This window comes from Pseudomonas sp. CGJS7, assembly GCF_036961695.1.
On record NZ_JBAMDI010000215.1, the window covers coordinates 1 to 10,949 of the forward strand.

10 protein-coding genes are annotated in these 10,949 nt (G+C 63.3%); 8 read left to right on the forward strand and 2 right to left on the reverse strand.

Going from position 1 to position 10,949, the window contains the following annotated elements; all coding sequences use genetic code 11:
• Positions 1 to 104: 104 nt before the first annotated feature.
• From cycA to V7787_RS50800, 7 genes are all read left to right on the forward strand, one after another.
• Complete coding sequence (cycA, locus tag V7787_RS50770) at positions 105 to 1,511, forward strand: D-serine/D-alanine/glycine transporter (RefSeq protein WP_104886997.1); 1,407 nt, start codon at positions 105 to 107, stop codon at positions 1,509 to 1,511.
• 250 nt (positions 1,512 to 1,761) lie between these two features.
• Positions 1,762 to 3,027 (forward strand): urea ABC transporter substrate-binding protein, encoded by a 1,266-nt coding sequence (gene urtA, locus V7787_RS50775; RefSeq protein WP_003249642.1) that lies wholly within the window; start codon positions 1,762 to 1,764, stop codon positions 3,025 to 3,027.
• A 140-nt stretch (positions 3,028 to 3,167) separates the two neighbouring features.
• On the forward strand, positions 3,168 to 4,655 hold the full coding sequence (gene urtB, locus V7787_RS50780) for an urea ABC transporter permease subunit UrtB (RefSeq protein WP_064491161.1): 1,488 nt from the start codon (positions 3,168 to 3,170) through the stop codon (positions 4,653 to 4,655).
• Positions 4,655 to 5,734, forward strand: a complete 1,080-nt coding sequence (gene urtC / locus V7787_RS50785) for an urea ABC transporter permease subunit UrtC (RefSeq protein WP_064491162.1) — start codon at positions 4,655 to 4,657, stop codon at positions 5,732 to 5,734. The genes urtB and urtC overlap by 1 nt, the downstream gene beginning before the upstream one ends.
• Entirely contained in the window at positions 5,731 to 6,588 is an 858-nt protein-coding gene (gene urtD, locus V7787_RS50790; protein ID WP_010955450.1) for an urea ABC transporter ATP-binding protein UrtD, read from the forward strand. The genes urtC and urtD overlap by 4 nt, the downstream gene beginning before the upstream one ends.
• A gap of 153 nt (positions 6,589 to 6,741) precedes the next feature.
• A complete protein-coding gene (gene urtE, locus V7787_RS50795; protein WP_003249634.1) occupies positions 6,742 to 7,440 on the forward strand; it encodes an urea ABC transporter ATP-binding subunit UrtE in 699 nt (232 codons plus the stop codon).
• A 31-nt stretch (positions 7,441 to 7,471) separates the two neighbouring features.
• Positions 7,472 to 7,987 carry a GNAT family N-acetyltransferase gene (locus tag V7787_RS50800; RefSeq protein WP_064491163.1) on the forward strand — a complete coding sequence of 172 codons (516 nt, stop codon included), beginning with the start codon at positions 7,472 to 7,474 and terminating at the stop codon, positions 7,985 to 7,987.
• A gap of 135 nt (positions 7,988 to 8,122) precedes the next feature.
• Here V7787_RS50800 and V7787_RS50805 read toward each other — a convergent pair whose 3' ends face one another.
• Both V7787_RS50805 and cbpA read right to left on the reverse strand, forming a co-directional pair.
• Positions 8,123 to 8,428: a chaperone modulator CbpM gene (locus V7787_RS50805; RefSeq protein WP_020191746.1), complete on the reverse strand. Its 306-nt coding sequence runs from the start codon at positions 8,426 to 8,428 to the stop codon at positions 8,123 to 8,125.
• A 2-nt stretch (positions 8,429 to 8,430) separates the two neighbouring features.
• On the reverse strand, positions 8,431 to 9,387 hold the full coding sequence (cbpA, locus tag V7787_RS50810) for a curved DNA-binding protein (RefSeq protein ID WP_064491164.1): 957 nt from the start codon (positions 9,385 to 9,387) through the stop codon (positions 8,431 to 8,433).
• Between the two features lie 164 nt (positions 9,388 to 9,551).
• Between cbpA and V7787_RS50815 the strand changes: the two genes are divergently transcribed.
• Positions 9,552 to 10,823 (forward strand): Hsp70 family protein, encoded by a 1,272-nt coding sequence (locus V7787_RS50815; RefSeq protein ID WP_064491165.1) that lies wholly within the window; start codon positions 9,552 to 9,554, stop codon positions 10,821 to 10,823.
• The last annotated feature ends 126 nt before the right edge of the window (positions 10,824 to 10,949 follow it).

Consider the following 10,949-nt stretch of genomic DNA (forward strand, 5'->3'; position numbering starts at 1 on the left):
CAGGCGAAATGCTGAGCCGAATATGCAGAGTCGATCTGTCGCGCCCCGATCTGGAACGCGCGTGTTAGCCTAGCCGGCTACCTCTGACAAGAAGACTGCAGCCTATGACGCAAACCTCACCCATAGCGACAGATGAACCGCACCTGCAACGCAACCTGACCAACCGCCACATCCAGCTGATCGCCATCGGCGGCGCGATCGGTACCGGTCTGTTCATGGGCTCAGGCAAGACCATCAGCCTGGCCGGGCCATCGATCATCTTCGTCTACATGATTATCGGCTTCATGCTGTTCTTCGTCATGCGCGCCATGGGCGAACTGCTGCTGTCGAACCTGAACTACAAATCGTTCATCGACTTTTCCGCCGACCTGCTCGGCCCCTGGGCCGGCTACTTTACTGGCTGGACCTACTGGTTCTGCTGGGTGGTCACCGGCATTGCCGACGTGGTCGCGATCGCCGCCTACACCCAGTTCTGGTTCCCCGACCTGCCGCAGTGGATACCGGCGCTGACCTGCGTAGGGCTGCTGCTGTCGCTGAACCTGGTCACCGTGAAAATGTTCGGCGAAATGGAGTTCTGGTTCGCCCTGGTCAAGATCGTTGCCATCCTCGGCCTGGTCGCTACCGGCCTGTACATGGTCATCACCGGCTTCACCTCGCCCAGCGGGCGCACCGCCCAGCTGGCCAACCTGTGGAATGACGGCGGCATGTTTCCCAATGGCCTGATGGGCTTCTTCGCCGGTTTCCAGATCGCCGTGTTCGCCTTCGTCGGCATCGAGCTGGTGGGTACCACCGCCGCCGAAGCGAAGAACCCGGAACGCACCCTGCCGCGGGCGATCAACTCGATCCCGGTCCGTATCATCGTGTTCTATGTGCTGGCGCTGATCGCGATCATGGCCGTGACCCCGTGGCGCGATGTGGTGCCCGGCAAAAGCCCGTTCGTTGAGTTGTTCGTGCTGGCAGGCCTGCCGGCGGCGGCCAGCATCATCAACTTCGTGGTGCTGACCTCGGCGGCTTCGTCGGCCAACAGCGGCGTGTTCTCCACCAGCCGCATGCTCTACGGCCTGTCGCAGGAAGGTGACGCGCCCAAGGCCTTCGAGAAGCTGTCCAGCCGTTCGGTGCCGGCCAACGGCCTGTACTTCTCGTGTACCTGCCTGTTGCTCGGTGCGGTGCTGATCTACCTGGTGCCAAACGTGGTCGAGGCATTCACCTTGGTCACCACCGTGTCGGCGGTACTGTTCATGTTCGTGTGGACGCTGATCCTGCTGTCATACCTGAAGTACCGCAAAGACCGCGCGGCGCTGCATCAGGCGTCGAACTACAAGATGCCGGGCGGGCGCTTCATGTGCTACGTGTGCCTGTCGTTCTTTGCGTTCATCCTGGTGTTGCTGAGCCTGGAGGCGGATACGCGTTCAGCGCTGGTGGTAACGCCGATCTGGTTTGTCGTGCTGGCGGTGACCTACCAGCTCGTACGCAGCAGGCGCCATCCCCGCACGGCTGTGCATAACGGCTGATCGCCTCGGGGGCTGTTCCCACGAAGGCAACGGTGTACGCCGTCCGCTGTGGGAACAGCCTTGTGTCGCGATGGGCCGCACCGCGGCCCCAATCCTGTGCACACAAATCCATCAGGCACCAACCTGGATCCAACCAACGCCCCAACACCTCGCACAACCCCTCTAAACCGTACCTTTCGCCACTAGGCACAGCCCTTGCAACGCCCTCCCCGCCTGCCCAACACCATAAAAAACTCAGCGGAGAGAGCACATGAAGCGTCGCAGTCTGATCAAGGCCCTTACCCTCAGCGCATCGATCGCGGCGATGGGCCTGAGCTGGAGTATCCAGGCCGCCGAGACCATCAAGGTCGGTATCCTGCATTCGCTTTCCGGGACCATGGCCATTTCCGAGACATCGCTCAAGGACATGGCGCTGATGACCATCGAGCAGATCAACGCCAAGGGTGGCGTGAACGGCAAGATGCTGGAACCGGTGGTGGTCGACCCGGCGTCCAACTGGCCGCTGTTCGCTGAAAAGAGCCGTCAACTGCTGACCCAGGACAAAGTGGCCGTGGTGTTCGGCTGCTGGACATCCGTGTCGCGCAAGTCTGTTCTGCCGGTGTTCGAAGAACTCAACGGCCTGCTGTTCTACCCGGTGCAGTATGAGGGCGAAGAGATGTCGCCGAACGTGTTCTACACAGGCGCCGCCCCGAACCAGCAAGCCATCCCGGCCGTGGAATACCTGATGAGCGAGGACGGCGGCAGCGCCAAGCGCTTCTTCCTGTTGGGCACCGACTACGTCTACCCGCGCACCACCAACAAGATCCTGCGCGCATTCCTGCACAGCAAAGGCGTGGCCGACAAGGACATCGAAGAGGTGTACACGCCGTTTGGCCACGCTGATTACCAGACCATTGTCGCCAGCATCAAAAAGTTCTCCGCCGGCGGCAAGACCGCGGTCATTTCCACAGTCAATGGTGACTCCAACGTGCCCTTCTACAAGGAACTGGCCAACCAGGGCCTGAAGGCCACCGACGTGCCGGTGGTGGCCTTCTCGGTGGGCGAGGAGGAACTGCGCGGCATCGACACCAAACCGCTGGTAGGCCACCTGGCGGCATGGAACTACTTCGAATCGGTGGATAACCCGGTCAACCAGAAATTCGTCGCCGACTGGAAGGCCTACGCCAAGGCCAAGGGCCTGCCGGGTGCCGACAAGGCCGTGACCAACGACCCCATGGAAGCCACCTATGTAGGCATCCACATGTGGGCACAAGCGGTGGAGAAAGCCAAGTCCACCGACGTCGACAAGGTCCGCGAAGCACTGGCCGGGCAGAGCTTCGAAGCACCGTCGGGCTTCACCCTGACCATGGACAAGACCAACCACCACCTGCACAAGCCGGTGATGATCGGCGAGATTCAGGATGACGGGCAGTTCAGCGTGGTGTGGGAAACCGAGCAGCCACTGCGGGCGCAGCCATGGAGCCCGTTCATTCCGGGCAATGACAAGCGGCCAGATTACGCCGTGAAAGGTAACTGAGTGCATGGGGCTGCTTTGCAGCCCATTCGCGGGTGAACCCGCTCCTACAAGGACCGCACAGGTTTCAAACCTTGCACCGTCTCTGTGTAGGAGCGGGTTTACCCGCGAAGAATCCAACACCGATTTCCAGGATTGCCCGCATGCTCAGACTCCTGCTCACCCTCCTGCTGCTAATCCCCCTGGCAACCCACGCCAGCGAGGGCGAATTCTTTCTCACCGCCAAGCCCGCCGAGCAGGCCGGCCTGCTCGAAGGCTGGGCAGCACAACCCGATGCCGCGCGCCTGCCACTGCTGGAAAACCTGCGCCAAGGCCGCATCGCCACCGATGACACGCGCAAGGTGCGCCTGAACAACCGCCTGCGCGGCCTGATCGACAACGCCCTGGCCAGCCACCAGTTGCTCAGCGACAACAGCGAAACCCGCCTGGCCGCAGCCCAGCAACTACAGAAAAGCGCACAACCCGCGCAAATGGCCTTCCTCGACCGGCGCTTCGCCGCCGAGCCGGACGCCGCCGTACAGGCCGCCCTCGGTCTGGCCCTGGCCAACCTGCAGCTGGGCGCCAGCGAGCCTGCGGTACGCCTGGCCGCCGTGCGCCTGCTGGGTGAAACCGGCGACCCGCTGGCCCGCACCCGCCTCGAAGCCCTGCTGCAGCCCGATGCAGAACTAGACCCGGGCGTGCGCACAGCCGCCGAAACGAGCCTGGCCCAGGTCAAACGCAAACTGCTGGTAGGCGAACTGCTCGGCCAGGCCTTCAGCGGCCTGTCGCTGGGTTCGGTCCTGCTGCTGGCAGCGCTGGGCCTTGCGATCACCTTCGGCCTGCTCGGGGTGATCAACATGGCCCATGGCGAGATGTTGATGCTCGGCGCCTACAGCACCTACATGGTCCAGGTACTGCTGCAGCGCTTCGCCCCAGGCGCCATCGAGTTCTACCCGCTGATTGCCCTGCCGGTGGCCTTCGCCGTCAGTGCCGGGGTAGGCATGGCGCTGGAGCGCACGGTGATCCGCCACCTGTACGGCCGCCCACTGGAAACCCTGCTGGCCACCTGGGGCATCAGCCTGATCCTGATCCAGGCCATCCGCCTGCTGTTCGGCGCGCAGAACGTCGAGGTGAGCAACCCGGCCTGGCTGTCCGGCGGCATCCAGCTGCTGCCCAACCTGGTGCTGCCATACAACCGCCTGGTCATCATCGGCTTCGCCCTGGCCGTGGTGCTGCTCACCTGGCTGCTGCTCAACCGTACCCGGTTGGGTCTGAACGTGCGCGCAGTCACCCAGAACCGCAACATGGCCGCCTGCTGCGGCGTGTCCACCGGGCGCGTCGACATGCTCGCCTTTGGCCTTGGCTCGGGCATCGCCGGGCTCGGTGGCGTGGCTTTAAGCCAGGTGGGCAATGTCGGCCCGGACCTGGGCCAAAGCTACATCATCGATTCGTTCCTGGTGGTGGTACTCGGCGGCGTCGGGCAGCTGGCCGGTAGCCTCTGGGCCGCGTTCGGCCTGGGCATCGCCAACAAGCTGCTGGAGCCGCAGATCGGTGCCGTACTCGGCAAGATCCTCATCCTTGCGTTGATCATTCTGTTCATCCAGAAACGCCCGCAAGGCCTGTTCGCCCTCAAGGGACGGGTAATCGACTGATGAACCAGCCACTGCTTGTCACTGCTACGCAAAAGGCCGGCCCACGCCTGACCCTTGCCATCGGTGCCGTCGTCGTCCTGCTGCTGGTGGCTTTGCCACTGTGCTCACTGCTGCCGGCAGATCATGCCCTGCACGTGTCGGCCTACACCCTGACCCTGGTCGGCAAGATTCTCTGTTACGCCATCGTCGCCCTGGCCCTGGACCTGGTCTGGGGCTATGCCGGGCTGTTGTCCCTGGGCCATGGCCTGTTCTTCGCCCTGGGCGGCTATGCCATGGGCATGTACCTGATGCGGCAGGCCGCCGGCGACGGCCTGCCCGGGTTCATGACCTTCCTGTCGTGGACCGAGCTGCCCTGGTACTGGGCCGGTACCCAGCATTTCGCCTGGGCCCTGTGCCTGGTGGTGCTGGCGCCCGGGCTGCTGGCGCTGGTGTTCGGCTGGTTCGCTTTCCGCTCGCGGATCAAGGGCGTGTACTTCTCGATCATGACCCAGGCCCTGACCTTTGCCGGCATGCTGCTGTTCTTCCGCAACGAAACCGGCTTCGGCGGCAACAACGGCTTCACCAGCTTCCGCACCATCCTCGGCTTCGACATTGCAGCCCAGGGCACCCGCGCGGTGTTGTTCCTGCTGACCGTGGGCCTGCTGCTGGCCAGCCTGTACCTGTGCTGGCGCCTGACCCGCAGCAAGTTCGGCCGCCTGCTCACCGCCGTGCGTGACGCTGAAAACCGCATGATGTTCTGTGGCTACGACCCGCGCGGCTTCAAGCTGCTGGTGTGGGTACTGAGCGCCGTGCTGTGCGGCCTGGCCGGTGCGCTGTACGTGCCGCAGGTGGGCATCATCAACCCCAGCGAGATGTCGCCGACCAACTCGATCGAAGCCGCCGTCTGGGTAGCCTTGGGCGGGCGCGGCACGCTGATCGGCCCGCTGCTCGGTGCCGGCCTGGTCAACGGCATGAAAAGCTGGTTCACCGTGGCCTTCCCCGAGTTCTGGCTGTTCTTCCTCGGCGCGTTGTTCATCCTCGTTACCCTGTACCTGCCCAAGGGCGTGGTCGGCCTGTTGAAGAAAAGGAGCCAGCCATGAGAGGCGTGCCCCCAGTCCACCCGGAATTCATGCTGGAACCGGTATTCGACAACCTCGGTGCCGGGCGCGATGCCATCGGCCTGGGCCAAAGCCGCAAGGCCGGCCTGGATACCCGCCACGGTACGGTGCTGAGCCTTGAAGACATCAGCGTCAGCTTCGATGGTTTCAAGGCGCTCAACACGCTGAACCTGTACATCGGGGTGGGCGAGCTGCGCTGCATCATCGGCCCCAACGGCGCCGGCAAGACCACGATGATGGACGTAATCACCGGCAAGACCCGCCCCGACAGCGGCACGGCTTACTTCGGCGATACCCTCGACCTGACCCGCATGAGCGAATACCAGATCGCCCAGGCCGGCATTGGCCGCAAGTTCCAGAAGCCCACAGTGTTCGAAGCGCTGACCGTGTTCGAGAACCTGGAGCTGGCGCTGAAGACCGACAAGTCGGTGTGGGCCAGCCTGGCCGCGCGCCTGAGCGGTGACCAGCGCCAGCGCATCGAGGACGTGCTGACCACCTTGCGCCTGCTGCCGCTGGCCCAGCGCCAGGCCGGCTTGCTGTCCCATGGGCAGAAGCAGTTTCTGGAGATCGGCATGCTGCTGGTGCAGGAGCCGCAGCTGCTGCTGCTGGATGAACCGGTGGCCGGCATGACTGATGCCGAGACCGAGTTTACCGCCGAGCTGTTCAAGGGCCTGGCCGGCAAGCATTCGCTGATGGTGGTGGAACATGACATGGGCTTCGTCGGCAGCATTGCCGACCATGTGACCGTGCTGCACCAGGGGAGCGTGCTGGCGGAAGGCTCGCTGGAGCAGGTGCAGGCAGATGAGCGGGTGGTCGAGGTGTACCTGGGCCGCTGACCGGATTTGAATTTTTGGCGCCTGTGCCGGCCTCTTCGCGGGTAAACCCGTTCCTACAGTGGGCGTAATGCCATGGGGCGGTTCCCGTCGTAGGAGCGGGCTTGCCCGCGAAGAGGCCGGCACAGGCACAGCATCCCTTTCAGGAACTCTCACATGCTCAAGATCGACACTCTGCACCAGTACTACGGCGGCAGCCACATCCTGCGCGGCCTGTCCTTCGAAGCCAAGGTCGGCGAAGTGACCTGCCTGCTGGGCCGCAACGGCGTGGGCAAGACCACCTTGCTGCGCTGCCTGATGGGCCTGGTGCCCGCTCGCGACGGCAGCATCGAATGGGAAGGCAAGCCGATCACCGCGTTCAAACCACAGCAACGGGTGCAGGCCGGCATCGCCTACGTGCCCCAGGGCCGCGAGATCTTCCCGCGCCTGACCGTCGAGGAAAACCTGCTGATGGGCCTGTCGCGCTTCCCCGCCCGTGAAGCCCGCGAGGTCCCGGCCTTCATCTACGAACTGTTCCCTGTGCTGGAGCAGATGAAACAGCGCCGCGGTGGCGACCTGTCTGGCGGCCAGCAGCAACAGCTGGCCATCGGCCGCGCCCTCGCCAGCCGCCCGCGCCTGCTGATTCTCGACGAGCCGACCGAGGGCATCCAGCCCTCGGTGATCAAGGAAATCGGCGCGGTCATCCGCCGCCTGGCCGAGCGTGGCGACATGGCGATTTTGCTGGTGGAGCAGTTCTACGACTTTGCCGAAGCGCTGGCTGACCAGTACCTGGTCATGGCCCGTGGCGAAATCATCCAGCGCGGTCGCGGCGAAAACATGCAAGCCGAAGGTGTACGCGGGCTGGTAACCATTTAATCTGCGAGCAACGACCTTGCGAGACGCTGTCATGAGCTACGAAATCCGCGATGCCCGGCCCACCGATGTGCCAGGCATACTCGACATCTACAACGACGCGGTGCTCAACACCACGGCGATCTGGAACGAAACCCCGGTGGACCTCGACAACCGCCAGGCCTGGTTTGAAGCGCGTGCGCAGCAGGGCTACCCGATTCTGGTGGCGGTCGATGAAACCGGCGTGCTGGGGTATGCCTCGTTTGGCGACTGGCGGCCTTTCGAGGGCTTTCGCCTGACCGTTGAGCACTCGGTGTACGTGCGCAACGACCAGCGTGGCAAAGGGCTCGGGCCGGTGTTGATGGCGGCACTGGTCGAACGCGCGCGCGGATGTGGCAAGCATGTGATGGTGGCAGCGATCGAGCGTGGCAATGCAGCTTCGGTGCGCCTGCATGAGCGGCTGGGCTTCGTGGTGACCGGCCAGATGCCGCAGGTGGGGGTAAAGTTTGGCCGCTGGCTTGATCTGACCTTCATGCAACTGGTGCTGAACCCGGGCGCCGAACCGACCTGAAATGCGGTCCATTGTGTGAGCATCGCGAAAGGGCTGCAAAGCAGCCCCGGCAATTTTGCGGTGGAGCAAAGATCTGGGGCTGCAAAGCAGCCCATCGCGACACAAGGCCGCTTCCACAGATGCCGGCAAGGCCACCTACATCTGGATAAACCGGCCCAGCCGCTGCTTCAGCATGCTGTTCTCACTGCGCAACTGCTGCACTTCCTGCAACAGCTCCAGCGCCAGCGCCACCCCTTCCCACTCCAGTTCCAGCTCCTGGTGCAGCTTTACCGCTCGTTTGGTCACCAACGGCGCCTGATCGTCAAACAGCCAGTCCTCCGGCGTTCGCCCAGAAGGTTCGACAATGCCGTGCTCGACGATTTCGATCACGCATTCAGCCGTGACATCGGCTTCCTGACACAGGGTACGCATGTCCAGTTGAACGATCAGGGTGCTGCTCATGATCACTTACTCCATTGTGTCCTCGGGTTGAACGCAGCTTTCTCGGAAAGCTTGGTCCAGAGTTCGCGGGCAGATTCGTCCGACGCGGGTGGCATGACCACCTTGAGCTGCGCATAAAGGTTGCCGCGCTCTCCCTGCTTGTTCGCCAGGCCCTTGCCCGGTACACGCAGGCGCTGGCCGCTCTGGCTGTCAGGACGGATGGTCAGGTTGATCTTGCCATCCAGGGTCGGAACCGCCACCTTGGCGCCCAAGGCCGCCTCCCACGGTGCCAACGGCACAGTGATGATCAGGTCATGACCTTCGACATCGAACAGCGGGTGCGGTGCCATGCGGATGGTCAGGAACAGGTCACCGTTGGCCCCGCCACCGCTGCCGGGCGCGCCCTGGCCCTTGAGGCGGATGCGCTCGCCGTCGGTCACCCCAGCCGGAATCCTCACGTTCAAGGTCTTGGTGGTGAAGCCGGTGCGCTGGCCCATGGCATTGGTTTGCGGCACCTGGAAGCTGATCTGCTTGGACTCCTTGCTCAGGGTCTCTTCAAGGAACACTGCCAGTTCAAGCTCCACGTCCTGCCCCCGCCTGCCAGCACTGCGTTGCTGCTGCCGGGCGCCACCGAAGGGGTTGCCACCAGCACTGCGCCCACCGAAGATCGAGCTGAAGAAGTCGGAGAAGTCGCCGCCTTCGAAGCCGCCGCCACCGCGGCTTTCCCAACCCGGTGGTGCCTGGAACGGCCGGCCATGCTGGCCGCCGTACTTGCGGATTTCATCGAACTCGGCACGTTTCTGCGCGTCGCCCAGCACCTCATAGGCCTCGTTGGCCTCCTTGAATTTTTCCTCGGCGTCGCGCTCCTTGCTGACATCCGGGTGATACTTGCGCGCCAGTTTGCGGTACGCGGCCTTGATCGCCTTGTCGTCCGCAGTGGGCTCTACGCCGAGTATCTTGTAATAGTCTTTGAAGTCCATTTATGGATCACCAATGTGAATGTGCATGTTGCAACTGAAGATAGGGGTCAAGCATAGCCTTTCAAGACCGACTTGGGTTTGCCTCAAGGCAGACGACTGGTCTTGATTCTGTAGCCAACTGGCATACACTGCGCGGCCGTTTTGCCTCCGGAAGCCCATTTCCCATGTCTGACGTATCCCCGGCCCGCGCCCTGGGCATCGACTTTGGCACCTCCAACTCCACAGTCGGTTGGCATCGGCCTGGCGTCGAGTCGCTGATTGCCCTGGAAGACGGCAAGATCACCTTGCCCTCGGTGGTGTTCTTCAATATCGAAGAGCGGCGCCCGGTGTATGGCCGCCTGGCGCTGCACGAGTACCTGGAAGGCTACGAAGGCCGCCTGATGCGCTCGCTGAAAAGCCTGCTGGGCTCGAAGCTGATCAAGCACGACACCAGCGTGCTGGGCAGCGCCCTGCCGTTCAAGGACCTGCTGGGCATGTTCATCGGCGAGCTCAAGAAGCGCGCTGAGGCGGCCGCTGGCCGAGAATTCGACCAGGTGGTGCTGGGCCGCCCGGTGTTCTTCGTCGACGAAGACCCGGCTGCCGACCAGGAGGCCGAGGACACCTTGGCCGAAGTGGCGCGCAAAATCGGCTTCAAGGACGTGTCGTTCCAGTACGAACCGATTGCCGCGGCCTTCGACTATGAGTCGAGCATCAGCCGCGAAGAGCTGGTGCTGATCGTCGACATCGGCGGTGGTACCTCGGACTTCACCCTGATCCGCCTGTCGCCCGAGCGCCATCTGGTCGCCGAGCGCCAAAGCGACATCCTCGCCACCGGCGGTGTGCACATTGGCGGTACCGACTTCGACAAGCAACTGAGCCTTCAGGGCGTGATGCCGTTGTTTGGCTATGGCAGCCGCATGAAGAGCGGTGCGCTGATGCCGACCAGCTACCACCTCAACCTGGCCACCTGGCACACCATCAACGCCTTGTATTCGCAGAAGTCACAGTTGGCGCTGGGCAGCATGCGCTATGACATCGAGGACAGCTTCGGCATCGATCGCCTGTTCAAATTGATCGAACAGCGCGCCGGGCACTGGCTGGCGATGGAAGTGGAAGCCAGCAAGATCGAGCTGACCGAGCATGACAGCCGCCACATCGACCTGCGCCGCGTCGAGCCCGATCTGAGTGCGGAACTGACCCGCACGCTGTTCGAAGAGGCGATCGAAGGCCTGCTGGAGCGCGTGCGCGGTAGCGTGACCGAACTGCTGGCCAAGGCTGGGATAAGCGAAGGCCAGGTCGATACGGTGTTCTTCACCGGTGGCTCCAGCGGCATTCCGGCGCTGCGCAACAGTGTTTCGGCGATGCTGCCGAATGCACGGCATGTGGAAGGCAATATCTTTGGCAGCATTGGTAGCGGGCTGGCCATCGAGGCGCGCAAGCGTTACGGCGCGGCCTGATTTGTCGTTTAGCCTGTAGCCGCGAACGGGCTGGGGCTGCTGGCCAATCTCCACCAGTCGTTCACCGTTGCCGCCGCTACCGTATTCGCGGGTAAACCCGCTCCTACGCCCGATCGGGGGTGGGCA

Coding starts and splice junctions, on each gene's coding strand:
- cycA (WP_104886997.1), top strand. CDS start 105: ATGACGCAAACCTCACCCATAGCGACAGATGAACCGCACCTGCAACGC.
- urtA (WP_003249642.1), top strand. CDS start 1,762: ATGAAGCGTCGCAGTCTGATCAAGGCCCTTACCCTCAGCGCATCGATC.
- urtB (WP_064491161.1), top strand. CDS start 3,168: ATGCTCAGACTCCTGCTCACCCTCCTGCTGCTAATCCCCCTGGCAACC.
- urtC (WP_064491162.1), top strand. CDS start 4,655: ATGAACCAGCCACTGCTTGTCACTGCTACGCAAAAGGCCGGCCCACGC.
- urtD (WP_010955450.1), top strand. CDS start 5,731: ATGAGAGGCGTGCCCCCAGTCCACCCGGAATTCATGCTGGAACCGGTA.
- urtE (WP_003249634.1), top strand. CDS start 6,742: ATGCTCAAGATCGACACTCTGCACCAGTACTACGGCGGCAGCCACATC.
- V7787_RS50800 (WP_064491163.1), top strand. CDS start 7,472: ATGAGCTACGAAATCCGCGATGCCCGGCCCACCGATGTGCCAGGCATA.
- V7787_RS50805 (WP_020191746.1), bottom strand. CDS start 8,428: ATGAGCAGCACCCTGATCGTTCAACTGGACATGCGTACCCTGTGTCAG.
- cbpA (WP_064491164.1), bottom strand. CDS start 9,387: ATGGACTTCAAAGACTATTACAAGATACTCGGCGTAGAGCCCACTGCG.
- V7787_RS50815 (WP_064491165.1), top strand. CDS start 9,552: ATGTCTGACGTATCCCCGGCCCGCGCCCTGGGCATCGACTTTGGCACC.